The 18861-nt window shown below is 66.8% G+C and carries 16 protein-coding genes; 10 read left to right on the forward strand and 6 right to left on the reverse strand.

All coding sequences use genetic code 11. The features are described 5' to 3' along the window. The first annotated feature begins 11 nt into the window (after positions 1-11). The 3 genes from VFW84_RS01250 (at position 12) to VFW84_RS01260 (ending at position 2362) form a co-directional block, all read left to right on the forward strand. Entirely contained in the window at positions 12-260 is a 249-nt protein-coding gene (locus VFW84_RS01250; protein ID WP_329678611.1) for a hypothetical protein, read from the forward strand. Positions 261-344: 84 nt separating this feature from the next. Next, positions 345-938, forward strand: coding sequence for a TetR/AcrR family transcriptional regulator (locus VFW84_RS01255; protein WP_329678612.1), 594 nt, complete (start codon positions 345-347; stop codon positions 936-938). After that, positions 935-2362, forward strand: a complete 1428-nt coding sequence (locus VFW84_RS01260; RefSeq protein WP_329678613.1) for a serine hydrolase — start codon at positions 935-937, stop codon at positions 2360-2362. Before VFW84_RS01255 ends, VFW84_RS01260 begins: the two co-directional genes overlap by 4 nt. A gap of 3 nt (positions 2363-2365) precedes the next feature. Here the strand turns inward: VFW84_RS01260 and VFW84_RS01265 are convergent, their stop codons facing one another. From VFW84_RS01265 to VFW84_RS01280, 4 genes are read right to left on the reverse strand one after another with little or no spacing between them, the layout of a single operon-like run. Continuing rightward, positions 2366-2611, reverse strand: coding sequence for a DUF1653 domain-containing protein (locus VFW84_RS01265; RefSeq protein ID WP_329678614.1), 246 nt, complete (start codon positions 2609-2611; stop codon positions 2366-2368). A gap of 26 nt (positions 2612-2637) precedes the next feature. After that, positions 2638-3312, reverse strand: coding sequence for an MgtC/SapB family protein (locus VFW84_RS01270; protein ID WP_329678615.1), 675 nt, complete (start codon positions 3310-3312; stop codon positions 2638-2640). A 1-nt stretch (position 3313) separates the two neighbouring features. Beyond that, entirely contained in the window at positions 3314-3607 is a 294-nt protein-coding gene (locus VFW84_RS01275) for a 2Fe-2S iron-sulfur cluster-binding protein (RefSeq protein ID WP_329678616.1), read from the reverse strand. A gap of 18 nt (positions 3608-3625) precedes the next feature. Then, positions 3626-7201 (reverse strand): indolepyruvate ferredoxin oxidoreductase family protein, encoded by a 3576-nt coding sequence (locus VFW84_RS01280; protein WP_329678617.1) that lies wholly within the window; start codon positions 7199-7201, stop codon positions 3626-3628. Between the two features lie 260 nt (positions 7202-7461). Here VFW84_RS01280 and VFW84_RS01285 point away from each other — a divergent pair, with 260 nt between their 5' ends. Beyond that, positions 7462-9027, forward strand: coding sequence for a methyl-accepting chemotaxis protein (locus VFW84_RS01285; protein WP_329678618.1), 1566 nt, complete (start codon positions 7462-7464; stop codon positions 9025-9027). Here the strand turns inward: VFW84_RS01285 and VFW84_RS01290 are convergent, their stop codons facing one another. Further along, complete coding sequence (locus tag VFW84_RS01290; RefSeq protein ID WP_329678619.1) at positions 9028-10827, reverse strand: carboxypeptidase regulatory-like domain-containing protein; 1800 nt, start codon at positions 10825-10827, stop codon at positions 9028-9030. A 169-nt stretch (positions 10828-10996) separates the two neighbouring features. Between VFW84_RS01290 and VFW84_RS01295 the strand changes: the two genes are divergently transcribed. From VFW84_RS01295 to VFW84_RS01320, 6 genes are read left to right on the forward strand one after another with little or no spacing between them, the layout of a single operon-like run. Continuing rightward, the gene (locus VFW84_RS01295) at positions 10997-11719 is read left to right on the forward strand and encodes a TetR/AcrR family transcriptional regulator (RefSeq protein ID WP_329678620.1); all 723 of its coding nucleotides are present in this window, start codon (positions 10997-10999) and stop codon (positions 11717-11719) included. Then, complete coding sequence (locus tag VFW84_RS01300) at positions 11710-13338, forward strand: carboxyl transferase domain-containing protein (protein WP_329678621.1); 1629 nt, start codon at positions 11710-11712, stop codon at positions 13336-13338. Before VFW84_RS01295 ends, VFW84_RS01300 begins: the two co-directional genes overlap by 10 nt. Before the next feature lie 25 nt (positions 13339-13363). Continuing rightward, positions 13364-14185 carry an enoyl-CoA hydratase/isomerase family protein gene (locus VFW84_RS01305; RefSeq protein ID WP_329678622.1) on the forward strand — a complete coding sequence of 274 codons (822 nt, stop codon included), beginning with the start codon at positions 13364-13366 and terminating at the stop codon, positions 14183-14185. Then, entirely contained in the window at positions 14185-16251 is a 2067-nt protein-coding gene (locus tag VFW84_RS01310; RefSeq protein WP_329678623.1) for an acetyl/propionyl/methylcrotonyl-CoA carboxylase subunit alpha, read from the forward strand. Before VFW84_RS01305 ends, VFW84_RS01310 begins: the two co-directional genes overlap by 1 nt. A gap of 28 nt (positions 16252-16279) precedes the next feature. After that, positions 16280-17188, forward strand: a complete 909-nt coding sequence (locus tag VFW84_RS01315) for a hydroxymethylglutaryl-CoA lyase (RefSeq protein WP_329678624.1) — start codon at positions 16280-16282, stop codon at positions 17186-17188. 30 nt (positions 17189-17218) lie between these two features. Beyond that, positions 17219-18397 (forward strand): isovaleryl-CoA dehydrogenase, encoded by a 1179-nt coding sequence (locus tag VFW84_RS01320; protein WP_329678625.1) that lies wholly within the window; start codon positions 17219-17221, stop codon positions 18395-18397. A 34-nt stretch (positions 18398-18431) separates the two neighbouring features. Here the strand turns inward: VFW84_RS01320 and VFW84_RS01325 are convergent. Then, on the reverse strand, positions 18432-18861 hold a 430-nt coding region (locus VFW84_RS01325), incomplete at its 5' end, for a hypothetical protein (RefSeq protein ID WP_329678626.1).

Consider the following 18861-nt stretch of genomic DNA (forward strand, 5'->3'; position numbering starts at 1 on the left):
ACACTGGGGGCATGAATCCAGCCCCTTCGCTCCAGTCCCTGGGTTTTGCGCTGCCATCACCCGCCTACATCTTTGGCTCCATCCTCTTTGGCCTCATCGGTTTTGCGGCCTGGCGGGTGGGCAAGATCCGTGAGAACGCCTGGACACGCTGGCTGGGCGTGGTGCTGATGTTCTACCCCTATGCCGTGACCGACACCCGGCTGCTCTACGGCCTGGGGGCGGGCCTGTGCGCGGCCCTGTACATCACACGGCAGCGCTGACCCCCCGCATGCAAACGTGACCTGGGCGGTCTGCAGGGTAAGCACGCATGGCCGAGCATGTACCACTTGGTACACTGCCAATCCATGACCCCCACCTCAACACCCCTCACAGAACCCGCCCGGGCGATCCTGGAGCGAGCCATCGAGCATCTGCTGGTGGTGGGTTACACCGACCAGTCCCTGCGCACGATCGCGACCGAGTTGGGTACCAGCCACCGCATGCTCAGCTACCACTTCGGCCATGCCGATGGCTTCTGGCTGGCCGTGATCGATCACCTGCGGGAGACCGAAGCCCACCGCCAGGCGGGCTTCCTGGCGGCATCCACCACCCGCTTGCCCCCCATCGAAGAGGTGTGGACCTATTTCACCTCGCCGAGCCATCTGCCAGTGTTCCAGCTGATGTTCGAGATCTACATCAAGGCCCTGCGCGACCGCGAGCGCTTCAGCGCCTTTCTGGAACAAGTCATCCACGGCTGGCTGGAGCGCCTGGCCCCGGCCATGGCACGACAACACGGCCTGAGCCCCAGCGCCGCCCGAGCCCGCGCGCGTGTGGAGCTGGCCCTCATGCGCGGCCTGATGCTGGATCTGATCACCACGGGTGATCGCGCAGGCACCACACAGGCCATCCGCTGGTACGCACGACACACCTCATCCCACGAGCCACAGGAGACCCCATGACCCTCAAGCCCCTCTCTCGCTCACGCCTGACACGCCCTGCCTTGCTGTGCCTGTCGGCCTGCGTGCTGGCCGTCGGATCCGCCCAGGCCAACCTGATCGACGACATCCCCGCAGGCACGGGCTATGCCGCCCTGGACCTGTGCACTCGCACCATGCAAAGTGGCGACGACTACCTCAAGGTGCGCTGGAACTATGTGGTGCCGAAGGTGCAGCCCCTGCCCGCCGTCTGGCTCGTGAACTACAAGGCCGGCGTCAAGGTGGATGTGCAGAGCTACGTGCCCTTCATCACCCACAAGCGCACCGCCATCTTCCGCCAGGGCCTGGGATGCACCATCGTGCCACCGGGCATCAGTGAAAGCAGCGTGCGCGCGCAGGCTTTCCGAGCCGTGGCGACGCCTGCGAGTTCGACGCAAGCCTGGCCCCTGGGCGATGGCCCGGTGGAATCCCATCTGTCCAGCCCGGAGCAAGCCCGCCTGCTGGCCTCGCATGGCGATGCGATCTTCGCCGAGACGACGACGCAGGCCAATCAGAAGCAGAACACCATCGCCTTCCTGGTGGCACGCGATGGTCATCTGATCTACGAACGCTATGCCAAAGGCTATCAGCGTCAGCAAGCGCAACTGGGTTGGTCCATGACCAAATCCCTCACGGCCATGCTCGCGGGAGCCATGGCCACCGACCAACGCCTGTCACTGGATGCACCGGTGGGCCTGCCTCAGTGGTCAGGCAGCCCCAAGGCCGCCATCACCTGGCGGCAGTTGCTCAACATGGCCCCCGGCCTGGCCTGGGACGAAGGCTACGAAGGCGCCAGCGATGCCACCGAGATGCTCTTCTCTCAGGGCAATGAGGGGCAATGGGCGGCGGATCGCCCGCTCACCTCGACACCAGGCACGGTGTTCACCTACTCCACCGGCTTTGCCAATGTGGCGATGTGGCGCATGCGTCAGATCCTGGGAGGCAGTCACCAGGCCCTGTACGACTACTACCAGCAACGCCTGTTCGCGCCGCTGGGCATCACGGGGGGCGTGATCGAGCCCGACGCATCGGGCACCCCGGTGGGCGGCGCACGGGGCGTGTTGCGCCCCGTGGACTGGCTGCGCCTGGGTCAACTGGTGGCCCAAGGCGGTGTGTGGCGCGGGCAGACGCTGATCGACCCACCCACCATGGACTTTCTGCTGGCGCCGTCGCCTGCCTCCGCTGAGTACGGCGGCATGATCTGGCGTCAACCCGCACAAGCCATCCCTGCAGAGCTGCGCGCACGCCTGCCCGGCGATCTGGTCTGGTTCGCGGGCCACATGGGTCAGTATGTGGTCATCGTGCCCAGCCGGCAGGTGGTGGTGGCGCGCATGGGGGCCTCGTTCGACAAGCCTGAGACCATTCGCCGCGTGTTCAGCGCCGTCGCGGACCTGCTGGATCAGCCCTGAGCCTCAGCCCGGCTCCACCCACTGGAACCGCGCCCTCGACTGCCCATCCACCTCGACCTGGCCCGTGAACATCGCATGGGGGCGCACCCACAGGGCGCCCTCGCCGTAGAGGGGCCGGTAGAGCACCAAAGGCTCCAGGGTTTCGCTGTGGCGTGCCACGCCATACACCTGGTAGCGCTGGCCCTTGTAGTGCACATAGATGCCCGGTGTGATGGCGGGCAGCGGGGGAACAGGTCGATCGTCGGTCATGCCGACATGATACGGAGACGCACCGCTCAGGCCCTGCGCCAGGACACCGTGTGAATCAGGTCGACCGGCACGGCGTCGAGCACCCCCTTGATCTCGCCGCGGATGTCCGCCGACTCGAACAAGGCCACCACGGAGATCAGGGCCTGCCCACGGTCGGTGCGGGTCTCGGTGATGGCGCGCACATCGGCGTTGGCCACCGCACGCAGCAGATGCTCACGCACCTGCACGACCCGTGTCGGATCGCACTCCAGATCAAAGACCACCTGCTCGCTGAGCGTGTCGGTGTAACCCATGCGCAGGTTGAAGCGGTGCGCCACGTCCCGCAGCACGGTGTTGGCCGCCACCAGCACCGAGGTGGCCACCACCGCGTGTTGCCACTGCCCCATGCCGCACAAGGTGCCAATGGCCGCCGAGCACCAGAGCGTGGCCGCGGTGTTGATGCCCCGGGGCATGGTGCCCTGACGCCACAGCAGCCCCCCGCCGATGAAGCCCACGCCCACCACGATCTGGGCCGCGATGCGGATGGGCTCGACATAGCCCAGCGGTGTGGCGGCGACGGCCATGAACAGGCAGGCGCCCATGCTGACCAGGGCATTGGTCTTGAGGTCCATCAGGCGGCGGTGCCACTGCCGCTCCAGCCCGACCACCGAGCCCAGCAGCAAGGAGGCGATCAATTGCAAGAAAAAGGTGAGCAGGTCCATGTCAGGCCTCGGGCGTCAGAAGGGTGGCGGACGGCGCATCGATGACGAGGGGCCCCAGGGCACAGGCCACACATGGGAGGATCAGGCCTTCGTCCTTTTCATCGGCGCTGACACCGGGCCAGTCGATGGTGTAGCGGATCGATCCACTGCGCAAGCGGCACAGACAGGCGCGACACGTGCCGTTGCGGCAGGAGCGTGCCAGCCGGATGCCGGCTTGCTGAGCGGCCACCACCAGCGTGACCGCCTCATCCGCGTGGAAGCTCCAGCCCTGAGGTTCGAGGGTGACGCGCGGCATCAGGCCTCGCGCCGGCGCTCAGCCGTCTCGCCATTGACGCATGAGCAGATCCCAGCGGGCCTGGGCATCCACCATGCGGGCATGCTTGATGTGACCATAGCCTTTGATGCTATCAGGGATGCGGGCGATCTCGATGGCCTGCGGCAAGCGCTCCGCGTTGAGCCCCAGCAGCAGTTCATCCAGTGTGTCCAGATACCGCTGGATCAGAGCGCGCTCGGCACGACGCTCGGCGGTGTGACCAAAGGGATCCAGCCAGTGTCCGCGCAGACCCTTGAGGTGCTTGATGCCCCGAAGCACCCAGCCCATCCACGGGCCGTAGCGCTGCTTGATCACCTGGCCCTGGGCATCCAGCCGGGGCCACAGGGGCGGCGCGAGGTGGTAGACATGACGTGCCGGCCCCTCAAAGTCAGCCCGCAGTTGGGCCTCGAAGGCCGGCAGGGTCAGCAGCCTCGCCACCTCGTACTCGTCCTTGTAGGCCATGAGTCTGAAGAGCTGGCGCGCCACGGTCTCGGTCAAGGCGCTCGACCCCAAGGGCTGCTCGGAGGCGGCCACCCGCCTGACGATGTCGCGATAGCGCAGGGCATAACCCATGTCCTGATAGTCGATCAGGGCCTGGCTGTAGCGTGTGACCAGCGCCTCCAGATCAGCCCGCTCGCGCGGCATGAAGGTGATGGTCTGCGCCGGCACCGCCAGAGCACGCACCGACGCCAGATCATGGGCCGCGCGACGCCCCCACTCGAACGCCGCCAGATTGTTGGCGATCTGCACCTCATTGAGCTCAATGGCCCGACGCAAGGAGGCCCGGCTCAGAGGCACCCAGCCGCGTTGCCAGGCATAGCCCAGCATCAGGGGGTTGGCATAAATGGCATCGCCCAGCAGCCCCTCGGCCAACTGGTGTGCATCCAGGCGACCCACCTGATCGGCCCCCACCGCCGCATCGATGACCTGGTCACAACTGCTGGCCGGGAACTGCCACTGCGTGTTCTGCACGAAAGCCGCCGTCGGTGCGCCATGGGTGTTGAGGGCCACGTGGGTGCGCCCGTTCAAGGTGGTGCTCAGGGTCGCGGGCAAGGCCGTGACGATGGGGTCACAGCCCACGATGAGATCCGCCTGGGCGGTGGGCACCCGTGTGGTGTGCAGCAGATCGGCCCGATCGGCGATCTGGATGTGGCTCCAGGTCGCGCCGCCCTTCTGGGCCAGACCGGCCGAATCCTGCGTGATCACGCCCTTGCCCTCCAGATGGGCCGCCACGCCCAGCAACTGGCCGATCGTGATCACGCCCGTGCCGCCGATCCCGGCCACCACGATGCCCCAGGGGTGGCGCGCCAGGGGCAGCTCGGGCTCGTGCAACGGTGGCAGCGCGTTCGGGTCCGGCCGCGCGGGCTGGCTCGCCGGCACACGGGTGCGCGGACGTCCGCCCTCGACCGTCACGAAACTGGGGCAAAAGCCCTTGACGCACGACAGGTCCTGGTTGCAGGTGCTCTGATTGATGCGGCGCTTGCGCCCGAAGGGCGTGTCCACGGGCTCGACGCTCAGGCAGTTGGACTGGGTGGAGCAATCCCCGCAGCCCTCGCACACCGCCTCGTTGATCACCACATGCGAGGTGGCCGCCGGCAAGGTGCCGCGCTTGCGGCGTCGGCGCTTCTCGGTGGCACAGGTCTGGTCATAGATGATGACGGAGCAGCCCGGCTCCTCGCGCATCTGGCGCTGCAGGGCATCGAGCTCGTCACGGTGGTGCACGGTGACCCCAGGGGCCAGATCCGACACACCCTGGTACTTGTCGGGCTCGTCGGTCACCACCACCATGCGGCCCACGCCCTCAGCATGCAACTCGCGGCTCATGGCGGGCACGCCCAGGGTGCCATCCACGGGCTGCCCGCCCGTCATGGCCACGGCGTCGTTGTAGAGGATCTTGTAGGTGATGTTGACCTTGGCCGCGATGCTCTGGCGCACGGCCAGCAGGCCGGAGTGGAAGTAGGTGCCATCCCCCAGATTGGCAAACACATGGCGCTCATCGGTGAAAGGCGCCTGCCCCACCCAGCTCACTCCCTCGCCGCCCATCTGCGTGAAGGTGGAGGTCGCGCGGTCCATCCACACCACCATGTAGTGGCAGCCGATGCCGGCCATGGCCCGTGAGCCCTCGGGCACGCGGGTGGAGGTGTTGTGCGGACAGCCGCTGCAGAACCAGGGCGCGCGCTCCCCCCCGCTGGCCTGGGCCCGTGCCGACACATCGATGGTCTCGCGGTCCTTGGCCTCGATCACGGACAGCCGCCGCGCGATGTGGGTGCGCGTGTCCTGGTCCAGCAAGGCCAGGATGCCCAGGTGATCGAGCCGCTGAACAATGGCCTTGGCGATGATGGCCGGGTTCAGATCGGCCTTGGCCCGCAGCAACCAGTGGCTGGCCGGATTGGGCTGCGACCACTCGCCACCGCTGTGATCGCCATCGCCTTCCGGTGCGAACTTGCCCAGCACCGTGGGGCGCACGTCCTCGCGCCAGTTGTAGAGCTCTTCCTTGAGCTGGTACTCGATGACCTGGCGTTTCTCTTCAATGACCAGGATCTCCTGCAGGCCCATGGCGAACTCGCGCGTGATGCGGGCCTCCAGGGGCCACACCACATTGACCTTGTGCACACGCAGGCCGATGCGCGCGGCCAGTTCGTCGTCGATGCCCAGATCGACCAGGGCCTGACGCATGTCGTTGTAGGCCTTGCCACTGGCGATCAGGCCCAGCCTCGCCTGGCGGCTGTCGATCAGGGTCCGGTTGAGCCGGTTGGCGCGGATGTAGGCCAGGGCGGCATACCACTTGTAGTCCATCAGGCGCGCTTCCTGCGCCAGGGGCGAGTCGGGCCAGCGGATGTGCAGTCCGCCCTCGGGCATGTCGAAATCCTCGGGCAGCACGATGTTCACGCGGTCCGTGTCCACCCACACGCTGGACGAGGATTCCACCACCTCCTGGATCGTCTTGAAACCGGACCACAGCCCCGAGAAGCGGCTCATGGCCCAGGCATGCAGGCCCAGGTCCAGGATCTCCTGCACGCTGCTGGGAAAGAACACCGGCAGGCCACAGGCCTTGAAGATGTGGTCGCTCTGGTGGGCCACGGACGAGCTCTTGGCCACATGGTCATCCCCCGCCACGGCGATCACACCGCCATGCCGTGCCGTGCCCGCCATGTTGGCGTGCTTGAACACATCCGAGCAGCGGTCCACGCCGGGGCCCTTGCCGTACCAGAGGCCGAACACGCCATCGAAGCGCTTGTGCTGCGGGTAGAGGTCGAGCTGCTGAGAGCCCCACACGGCGGTGGCGCCCAGCTCTTCATTGACCCCTGGTTGAAACACAACCTGATGGGCCGCCAGATGCTCGCGCGCCTTCCACAGGGCCTGGTCATAGCCCCCCAGGGGCGAACCCCGGTAGCCGCTGATGAACCCTGCGGTGTGCAGGCCATGGGCCCGGTCGATGCTGTGCTGCAGCATGGGCAGGCGCACCAGGGCCTGGACCCCGCTCATGAAGGCACGGCCATGGTCCAGCGCGTACTTGTCATCCAGCGTCAGGGACGCCAGGGCCTGAAGGACCGATTCCGGCAACGGAGCGTTCATCACGGACTCCTCACACCATGCCGTGGACGCCAGGTGCGGCTTGTGACGACACCGACCCACGGCGCATGCTCGTGAGATCAGTGTAGGAGCCTGCAACCAGCGTGAATCGCTCGAAATCCCGAAGAAGACCGTGTCTTTACCGACTTATTTCACGCCTGCAGGCCAGGGGCCCCGACACAATGGGATCTCGCGCGACGCCTGCAGACGCCTGCAGTGACCGGTCGCGCCCTGAGGGACGCTGCCCGGGAGAAGTCACCACCATGTTGATCCATCTGTTTCGCCAATTCACCATCCGAACGCGCATGCTGGGCGCCATTGCCACCGTCATGGCCTTGATGTGCCTGGTGGCCGCTGCCGGGCTGTTCGGCATGATCCGGCTGGACAACATGGCCAGCACCTTCATCGACAACACCCACCGCGGAGCCATCACCCTGAGCGACCTGCGTGGCGCGCTGGGCAATGTGCGGCGCTACGAAAAAGACATCATCATCAATGCTGACAAGCACGACAAGGTGGTCGAATACCAGGGCAAGTGGCGCACGGCGGTAGGCGATGCACAACGCCTGTCCAAGGAACTCAGCGAGCTCGTGGATGGCGACGACAAGGATGAACTGAGCGGCATCCATCGTCTGATCACGGCATACGCCCAGGCGGCCGCCCCCGTCATCGCCGGCATCGCCAATGGCGCGACGACCACGTCCAGCGATGCCAATGCGGCGCTCAAGGAGGCCAAGGCCGCGGCCCACGCCATCGAGCCTCTGATCCCCAAGCTGGCGGCCCACATGGCCGAAGAGACCCGCCTCAACGCCCAGGCCCGCCAGACCACCACCCTGTGGTCTTACGGCCTGCTGGCGATCTGCTTTGCCCTGGCCGTGGTGGTGGTGGTGCCGCTGACCCTGATCAATATGCACTCCATCTGCCGCCCCATCGATACGGCGCGACGCCTGGCCGAGCAGATTGCCGAAGGACACCTGCAGACCGACAAGCAACTGGACACCCGCGGGGAGGACGAAGCCGCCCGCCTGCTGCGCTCCCTGACGCACATGCAAGGGGCGCTGAGCCACATCGTCGAGCAGGTGCGTCTGTCCAGCGACAGCATCGCCAGCGCCTCCAGCGAGATCGCCGCCGGCAATCAAGATCTGTCCAACCGCACCGAGCAGTCGGCCTCCCACCTGGAGCAGACCGCCGCCTCGGTGGAAGAGATCGCCGGCACGGTCCGCCAAAGCGCCGACTCCGCCCGCGAAGCCAATGAACTGGCGGCCTCAGCGGCCGAGGTGGCCACCAAGGGGGGGCAGGTGGTGTCCCAGGTGGTGAGCACGATGGAGGACATCCACACCTCATCGCGCAAGATCTCGGACATCATCGGCGTCATCGACGGCATCGCCTTTCAGACCAACATCCTGGCGCTCAATGCCGCCGTCGAAGCGGCTCGCGCGGGTGAGCAGGGCCGCGGCTTCGCCGTGGTGGCCGGTGAGGTGCGCTCGCTGGCCCAGCGCAGCGCGCAGGCCGCCCGCGAGATCAAGAGCCTCATCAGCGCCTCGGTCGACAAGGTCGAGCAGGGCTCTCAACTGGTGGCCGATGCGGGCACCACGATGACGGAGATCGTCAACAGCGTGCAGCGGGTGTCGGCCATCATCAGCGAAATCTCCCACGCCAGCGTGGAGCAAAGCAGCGGCATCGGCGAGGTCAACAGCTCCGTGGCCAGCCTGGACCAGATGACCCAGCAGAACGCCGCGCTGGTCGAGCAGGCCGCCGCCGCCGCGGCCAGCCTGAAGGATCAGGCGCAGCACCTCACGCAGGTGATCAGCGTGTTCCAGACGAGCTGATCACTGCCCCAGCGCCTGACGGTCTTTCTCGCCCCCGGTGGGGTCGATGCAGTAGAAGGCATTGCGCTTGTCCTCGATGCCGTAGGCCGGCAGGTTGGACGAGCTGGAGCACACATGGCCCTCCTTGGTGAAGACCATGTCGCGCAGCCAGGTCACCCGCGTCGGGCTGGGATAAGCCACGAAGGTCTTGCGGACCGGATTGAAGCGCAGCACGCGGTCCGACATGTTCGAGGTGATCCACACCTCGCCCGTCTGCGGGTGCACGTTCAGGGCGTAGGGTGTTTCGTATTCATTGGGGGCCAGCACGGGCAGCTTGTAGCTTTCAAAACGCCGGGTGGCCGGATCAAAGCGCATCAGGGCACTGTCGTCAAAGGCCGGGATCCACAGGATGCCCTGCTTGTCAAAGCGCGGCCGACGGGGCCCGCCCAGGGGCGTGTCGATTTCTTCGATGGCCAGGGTCTTGGGATCGATGCGACCGATCTTGTTGGCAAACAGCTTGGCGTACCAGATCGAGCCGTCGATGGGGTTCACGTCGATGCCATAAGGCAGATTGACCAGGCCACGCCCCTCCACCCAGCGATGGGGTGAGACCTTCACCGGCAGGTTCTGCTTGGGCCAGAACTTGCCGAAGAACTGCAGGGCCAGGGGCGTGACGTGATCGGCCAGCCAGCGCCCCACACCGTTGTGGGGCAACTGGATCATGGTCATCTTTTCGGTGCGGGGATCAAATCGCCCCACCTTGTTGGACACCGCCGCCGTGAACCACACCACGCCTTGTGGATCGACGCGGATGGTGTGCAGGTAGAGCGCCGCCTCGTCGATCTTGTAGCTCTTGAAGACATGGGTCTTGGGATCGAAGGACATCAGCACCGACGACAAGGCATTGGTGATCCAGATGCGCCCATCCTTGCCCTGCGCCATGCTGTGGGGGCCGTGCTTGCCCGTGAACACGCCCAGGGGCAGCTGCATGCCGGCGAACAAACCGCCCTGGGGCAGATCGATGTCGGGCTGGTGGAACTGGCTGATCTGGCCGGTGCTGCGGTCCAGCACCCACAGGATGTCGTGGCCCTCGTCGGTGCCGTAGAGCTTGCCGTCCTCGCCCACATCGGTGTCGTGCACGAAGCTCATGGCGTCACCCACATGCCACTCGATGACCTTGGCGCGGGAGAGCTCGTCCGTGCTCACGTACTTCTGCATGGCCTGGATCACACGACCATCCAGGCCCTTGTGCAGCTCCTGCGAGATGGTCGACGACTCCCAGCGCGTCAGCACCGCGCCATAGCCCTCCATGCGTTCGATGGTGGCATCCCAGGCCGACACCGTCTTGGGCACCCGCGTGAGTTCATTGCCGATCTGGTGGCAGTAGTTGCACTGGCTCACAAAGGCCGCCCGGCTCTGCGCGTCGGGCCATTGAACCTGACTCAGGTGGGCCGAGGCCGTCAGGCTGTCCGACAGGGCCTTGAGATTGGCAAAGGGCTTCATGCGGAAGTCCTGCACTCGGGCCAGGTCGTCCGGTGCCTGCACCTCGCGACGCACATCTTCGAACTTGTGCACGCGCGCCCGCACCACCAGCTTGCCCCGGAAGGGCGTGCGGATCGCATAACGACCATCCAGGGAGGTGTAGACCGTCTCCTTGCGGTCCCCCGCCTCATTGAAGACCGTGACCAGCGCCCCGGCCACCGGCCGCCCATCCGGCGCGGTGACGGTGCCCTTGAAGGACGCCGCCTGCACGGCACCCGCCCCACCCCACAGGGCGCCCCAGACCACCACCCAGGCGGCCATCTCCACACGTGTCCTCATACGGTCTCCTCATGTTGTTCGGGTGCCCCCCGCCCCGCGTGGGTGGCAGTGTCTCAAATCATGCACCCCGCGCATGGACCACATGGTGAAGGATTGATCGATGTCATCCCTGACTTGACGTCCATGCGCATATTGAGTCATATTTGAGTCGTACTCAATAATTGCACCCATGCCCACCTTGCAACGCACCACCCCACGCTCGGCCAAGTCGCGCCAGCGCGTGGATGCCTTGCTGGCGGCGGCACGCTCGGTGTTTTCCGAACTGGGCTTTCAGCGCGCCACCACGGCCCTGATCGCCGAGCGCGCCGGGGTGTCCGAGGCCACAGTGTTCACCTACTTCCCGGGCAAGCGCGAGTTGTGCGTGCAGGTCATCAAGGACTGGTATGACGAGATCACCCGGGATCTGGAGGCCGCCCTGCCCCGCCTGCCCGACATCCAGTCCCAGCTGTCCTATGTGGTGCGTGCCCACCTGCTCACCTTGCTGGCCGATGGCTCGGGCATGTGCGCCCTGGTGCTCGGCGAGGGCCGCACGGCGGGCCCCGGCCTGTCCGACGTGATCGCCGAATGCCAGCGGCGCTACGTGGCCCCGTGGATGGCCTGCCTGGCCCAGGCCCATGCCCGGGGCGAGATCCGCCAGGACATGCCCCTGCGCCTGCTGCGTGACCTGGTCTATGGCGCCATGGAGCATGTGCTGTGGGACTCCATCACCGACCGCAAGCGCCCCCCCATCGACGACACCGCCCAGCAGTTGTGCACCCTGATCTGGAGTGCCCTGATGCCCCCGCTGCCCGCGGATGCCCACCACACCTCCCTGGCGGCCCTGGCCCGCTTCAAGGACGACGTCACCGAGGCCCTGCGCCGACTGGAACAGCGAGACCCACCATGTCCGTGATCCTCACCGAAGTCAACCCACGCTCAGACGCCTTCCGCGCCAACGCCCGGGCCATGCAGGCCCTGGTGCAGGACCTTGACGCCCAACTGGCTCGCGTGGCCCAAGGCGGTGGCGAGGCGCCGCGGGCCAAGCATGTGGCGCGGGGCAAGCTGCTGCCGCGTGATCGGGTCGAGCGCCTGCTGGACCCCGGCTCGCCCTTCCTGGAGATCGCCCCGCTGGCCGCCCTGAACCTCTACGACAACGCCGCGCCAGGGGCCGGCATCATCACCGGCATCGGCCGGGTCAGCGGCGTGGACTGCATGATCGTGTGCAACGACGCCACCGTCAAAGGCGGCACCTACTACCCACTCACAGTCAAGAAGCACCTGCGCGCCCAGGAAATCGCCCAGGTCAACCACCTGCCCTGCATCTACCTGGTCGACTCCGGCGGCGCCAACCTGCCCAATCAGGACGAGGTCTTTCCTGACCGCGATCACTTCGGGCGCATCTTCTACAACCAGGCGCAGATGAGCGCCCTGGGCATCCCCCAGATCGCCGTGGTGATGGGCTCGTGCACAGCCGGTGGCGCCTATGTGCCAGCCATGAGCGACGAGACCATCATCGTCAAGAACCAGGGCACCATCTTCCTGGGCGGCCCGCCCCTGGTCAAGGCCGCCACCGGCGAGATCGTCAGCAGCGAAGACCTGGGCGGCGGCGATGTGCACACCCGCCTGTCGGGCGTGGCCGACCACCTGGCCGACAACGATGCCCACGCCCTGGCCCTGGCCCGCCGCGCCGTGGCCTGCCTCAACCGCCGCCAGCGCGCAGCCGACACCCTGGCCTGTCTGCCACCGCAAGCGCCGCTCTACCCGGCGCAGGAACTCGACGGCATCGTGCCTCTGGACGACGAAGGCAAGACCGGCCGCAAGCCCTTCGATGTGCGCGAGGTCATTGCCCGCATCGTCGATGGCTCGGCCTTCGACGAATTCAAGGCCCGCTACGGCAACACCCTGATCACCGGCTTTGCCCACATCGAAGGCATGCCCGTGGGCATCGTGGCCAACAACGGCATCCTGTTCTCAGAGAGCGCGCAAAAGGGCGCCCACTTCATCGAGCTGTGCTGCCAGCGCAAGATCCCCCTGGTCTTCCTGCAGAACATCACGGGCTTCATGGTGGGCCGCCGCTTTGAAAACGAAGGCATTGCCCGCGCGGGCGCCAAGATGGTCACGGCCGTGGCCTGCGCCCAGGTGCCCAAGTTCACCGTGATCATCGGGGGCTCCTTTGGCGCGGGCAACTACGGCATGTGCGGCCGTGCCTTCAACCCCCGCTTTGTCTGGATGTGGCCCAACGCCCGCATCAGCGTGATGGGCGGCGAGCAGGCCGCCAGCGTGCTGGCCACCGTCAAGCGCGATGGCATTGAGAGCCAGGGGGGCCACTGGAGCGCCGAGCAGGAAGAACAGTTCAAGGCCCCCATCCGCCAGCAGTACGAGGACCAGGGCCACCCCTATTACGCCAGCGCCCGCCTGTGGGACGACGGCATCATTCGCCCGGCCGACACGCGACGCGTGCTGGCCCTGGGCCTGAGCGCCAGCCTCCACGCGCCCATCGAGGACACACGCTTTGGCGTGTTCCGCATGTGAGCCCCCACCCTCAAAGGATGACCCCATGTCCATGATCGATGTGATTCGACAAGGCCCGGTGGCTCGGGTCTGGCTCCACCGGCCCGAGCGCCGCAATGCCTTTGATGCCGCCACCATTGCCGAGCTGACACAGGCCTTTGTCAGCCTGTCCCAGGACACCGATGTGCGCGTGGTCGTGCTGGGCGCCCACGGCCAGGCCTTCTGCGCGGGCGCCGATCTGAACTGGATGCAGGCCATGGCGGGCTACTCCTGGGACGAGAACCACGCCGATGCCCTGGGCCTGGCCGACATGCTCTGGGCCATCGATCAATGCCCCGTGCCGGTGATCGCCGAGGTGCAGGGCGATTGTTACGGCGGCGGCGTGGGTCTGGTCGCTGCCTGCGACATCGCGGTGGCCGCGCAGGAGGCGCATTTCAGCCTGTCCGAAGTGCGGCTGGGCCTGATCCCGGCCACCATCAGCCCTTATGTGATCCGCGCCCTGGGCGAGCGTGCCGCACGCCGCTACATGCTGACAGCCGAACGCTTTGATGCGGCTCAGGCCCTGGCCCTGGGCCTGGTGCACGAGACCTGTGACGCGGCCGAGCTGAGCCCGCGCGTCGAAGCCCTGGTGCACGCCATCGTGCACAACGGCCCCCAGGCCGTGCGGGCCAGCAAGCGACTGATCCGCGATGTCAGCCATGAGGCCCCGGGCAGCGATCTGCGCGACACGACAGCCCGGCGCATTGCCGACATCCGCGCCAGTGACGAAGGCCGCGCGGGCATGCGCGCCTTCCTGAACAAGACCCAGCCCGACTGGACCGTCAGCCCCGAGACCTGGCTGGCCATCGAGCCCGTGCGGAGACCCTGATGTTCCACAAGATCCTCATTGCCAACCGCGGCGAGATCGCCTGCCGCATCGCGGCCACGGCACGCCGCCTGGGCATCCGCACCGTGGCCGTCTACTCCGACGCCGATGCATGTGCCCGCCATGTGCAGGCCTGCGACGAGGCCGTGCACCTGGGCCCGTCGCCCGCCCGCGAGAGCTACCTGCGTGGCGACCTCATCGTGCAGGCCGCCCTGCGCACGGGCGCACAGGCCATCCACCCTGGCTATGGTTTCCTGAGCGAGAACGCCGATTTCGCCCGCGCCTGTGCGGCCGCCGGTCTGGTCTTTGTGGGCCCCACCCCCGAGGCCCTGGCCGCCATGGGCAGCAAGTCCGCCGCCAAGACCCTGATGGAGGCGGCGGGGGTGCCTCTGGTGCCCGGCTACCACGGCGACCGCCAAGAGGCCGACTTCCTGCAGGCGCAGGCGGCCCGCATCGGCTACCCGGTGCTGATCAAGGCCAGTGCGGGCGGCGGCGGCAAAGGCATGCGCATCGTGCAGCGTCCCGAGGACTTTGAGGCCGCCCTGGCCTCCTGCCAACGCGAGGCCCTGGGCAGCTTTGGCGATGAGCGGGTGCTGGTCGAGCGCTACCTGGCGCGCCCCCGCCACATCGAGGTCCAGGTCTTTGCCGACACGCACGGCCACACCGTGCACCTCTTCGAGCGGGACTGCTCCGTGCAGCGCCGCCACCAGAAGGTGCTGGAAGAAGCCCCTGCCCCCGGCATGAGCGAGGCCTGCCGCCAGGCCATGACCGATGCCGCCATCGCCGCTGCGCGCAGCGTGGGCTATGTGGGTGCAGGCACCGTGGAGTTCATTGCCGAACACGATGTGGCGCTCAGCGGGCGCTTTTACTTCATGGAGATGAACACCCGCCTGCAGGTCGAGCACCCAGTCACCGAGGCCATCACCGGGCATGACCTGGTCGAGTGGCAACTGCGCGTGGCCGCTGGCGAGCCACTGCCCGTCACGCAGGCCCAGTTGCAGATCCGGGGCCACGCCATCGAGGCTCGCCTCTGCGCCGAGAACCCATCCCAGCAGTTCCTGCCCGCCACCGGGCGCCTGCAGGTTCTGCGCACCCCGGCGGCCAGCGCCTTTGCGGTGTCCGAGGTACGCATCGACAGTGGCGTGCGTGAGGGCGATGAGATCTCGCCCCACTACGATTCGATGATCGCCAAGCTCATCGTGCATGGTGCAGACCGTGCGCAGGCCCAGGCCCGCCTGGACGCGGCCCTGGCGGAACTGCACATCAGCGGCCTGCAGACCAATGTGGCCTTCGTGCGGCGCCTGGCGCGCACCCGCGCCTTCCGTGAGGCCGATCTGGACACGGCGCTCATCGAGCGCGAACACGAGGCCCTGTTCGGCCCGGCCACGCACGACCCATCCGCCCCGCCCTGGTGGCCCGTGGCTGCTGCCGTGGCACGCTGGCTGCACGAGGAGGCCCACTCACAGGCCACGCCGACCGACCCCTGGGCCGCCACCGATGGCTGGCGCCTGCAGGGCCCTGGCGCCCAAGGACGCCGCTGGCTGGATCTGCTGATCGAGCCAGCGGAAGCCCCCGTGCCGCAGCGCCTGGAGACCCTCATCGAACATCGGGGGGAGGCGTCATGGCCCTGGCTGCACCTGGCCGGCGAGCACCGCGCCTTCGCTGCCCTGGCGCGGGGCAACGATCACTTCGACCTGACCCTGGGTGAGGCCCGCCAGCAGGTGGCGGTCTACCCGGTGAACCAGGGCACCCGCGACGAGGCGCTGGACGTCTTCATCGATGGCCAGCGTACCCGTGTGCGCCGGGCCGACCCCCTCGCTTCCCAGGCGGAAGACCACGACAGCGGCGCCCGCCTGTGCACCCAGATGCCGGGCCGCGTGCTGGCCGTGCTGGTCCAGGCCGGACAGACCATCCAGCGCGGTGACCCTCTGGTGGTCACCGAAGCCATGAAAATGGAGCACACCCTCAGCGCCCCACGCGACGGCATCGTCAGTGAGCTGCTGTGCCAGGTCGGCGATCAGGTCGCCGAAGGCACCGAACTGTTGCGCCTGAGCGAGCCCCTCCGCTGACCCCCTTTTTGCCAGGAGCCCCTGCCTCATGTTCCCAACCCATGTCACCCTGGTGGACGTCGGCCCGCGCGACGGCCTGCAAAACGAGTCACAGCTCATTCCCAGCGCCGACAAGATCGAGCTGGTGCGCCGCCTGCAGGCCGCGGGTCTGACCGAGATCGAAGTCACCAGCTTTGTGAGCCCCAAGTGGGTGCCACAGATGGCCGACAACGCCGAGGTCATGGCCGGCATCCAGCGCCAGGCCGGTGTGCGCTACAGCGTGCTCACGCCCAATATGAAGGGCTTTGAAGGGGCCCTGGCCGCCCGTGCCGATGAGGTCGTCATCTTTGCCGCCGCCAGCGAGGCCTTCAGCCAGCGCAACATCAACTGCTCGATCGCCGAATCCATCGCGCGTTTCAGGCCGGTGGCCGACGCCGCCCGCGCCCAGGGCATGAAAGTGCGGGCCGCCGTATCCTGCGCCCTGGGCTGTCCCTACCAGGGCGAGGTCTCGCCCGACGCCGTCGAGGACGTGGTGCAGCGCCTGCTGGACATCGGTGCCCAGCACATCGGCATCGCCGACACCATCGGCGTGGGCACGGCCGGGCGCGTCAAGACCGTGATGGAGCGCGCGCTCAGGCATGTGCCACTGGCCGAACTCAGTGGCCACTTCCATGACACCTATGGCCAGGCCCTGACCAACATCTACGCCAGCCTGAGCCTGGGCATCCACACCTTTGACACCAGTGTCGCCGGTCTGGGCGGCTGCCCCTATGCCAAGGGCGCCACCGGCAATGTGGCCACCGAAGACGTGGTCTACCTGCTGCACGGCCTGGGCCTGCACACCGGCATCGACCTCGACCGCCTGGTCGATGCTGGCGCCTTCATCTCGGGGGTGCTGGGCCGCCAGCCCGCCTCCCGTGTCAGCCGTGCCCTGCTGGCCAAGCGCCAACCCCACTGACCTCGATCCGCCCCATCCAAGGAGACCGCCATGAACCTGCCCGGCCTGAACCACCACCTGGGTGACGACATCGATGCACTGCGCGACGCCGTGCGCACCTTCTGCGCACGCGAGCTGGCCCCCCGCGCGGCCGACATCGACCGTGACAACCTCTTCCCGGTCGACATGTGGAAGAAGCTGGGCGATCTGGGCCTGCATGGCCTGACCGTCTCCGAGGAGTACGGCGGCACCAACCTGGGCTATGTGGCTCACATGGTGGCCATGGAAGAAGTCAGCCGCGCCAGTGCCTCGGTGGGCCTGAGCTATGGCGCGCATTCCAACCTCTGCGTCAACCAGATTCACCGAAACGGCAGCGAGGCGCAAAAGCGCCGCTACCTGCCCCAACTGATCAGCGGCGAGCATGTGGGCGCCCTGGCCATGAGCGAGCCCAACGCCGGCTCCGACGTGGTCAGCATGACCCTGCGTGCCGACCGGCGTGGCGACCACTATGTGCTCAACGGCAGCAAGATGTGGATCACCAATGGCGGCGACGCCGACACCCTGGTGGTCTATGCCAAGACCGACCCGGCCGCAGGTGCCAGGGGCATGACGGCCTTCATCATCGAAAAGGGCATGAAGGGTTTCAGCAAGGGCCAACACCTGGACAAGCTGGGCATGCGCGGCTCCAACACCTTTCCCCTCTTCTTTGAAGACTGCGAGGTGCCTGTCGACAATGTGCTGGGCGGTGAAGGCAACGGCGCCCGGGTGCTGATGAGCGGCCTGGATTACGAGCGCGCCATCCTGTCAGGCGGGCCGCTGGGCATCATGCAGTCCGTGATGGACCACGTCATCCCCTACATCCACGAACGCAAGCAGTTCGGTCAGGCCATCGGCGAGTTCCAGCTGCTGCAGGGCAAGGTGGCTGACATGTACACGATGCAGCAGGCCACACGGGCCTTTGCTTACACCGTGGCCAAAAACCTCGATGCCCTGGGCGAGCAGCACGCCCGCCACATCCGCAAGGACTGCGCGGCGCTGATCCTGATGACGGCCGAGAAGGCCACCTGGATGGCCAGCGAAGGCATCCAGATCTTCGGCGGCAACGGCTACATCAACGACTACCCGCTGGGCCGTCTGTGGCGCGATGCCAAGCTCTACGAGATTGGTGCGGGGACGTCGGAGATTCGGCGGATGCTGATTGGCCGAGAGTTGTTTGCGCAGACGGCGTGATGTCCTCGTCCGCGCTTTGACCAAGTCATAGCCATCACAACTGGGTTTCCACCTTCCGACCCGAAGAGTCCAGATACCACCCGGGCTGCACGACTCGGCCGTTCTCGATCGTGGCCTCTCTGAAGTCGCCACCGGCCTGCTCATAGATCAGCTCCCGAACGCATTCATCCCCGCACCGACGAGCTTCTGCCTCCGGCATCGGCCGCCCTCGCTCAATGTCCCAGCCCAGCAGAATGCCGTCGTCCTTGATGCGCAGCTTGAGTCGCAAGGCTCCGCCCTTGGCACGGATATCGTCCAGGATCTCATTGGGGATGCGCTCGGCCACTGGGATCGTGTAGTCACCAGCTACCGTCCCGCCTTCCCAAGCAATATTGCCATCAGGCCCCCACGCTGAATGCGCTCCGATTTTCCAAACCGCACGAACCGATCTTGGAATCGGGAACTTCGGGCCGACGTACGAAAGT

The sequence above is a fragment of the Aquabacterium sp. genome (genome assembly GCF_036279655.1).
In the GTDB taxonomy this organism is placed as follows: Bacteria; Pseudomonadota; Gammaproteobacteria; order Burkholderiales; family Burkholderiaceae_C; genus Aquabacterium.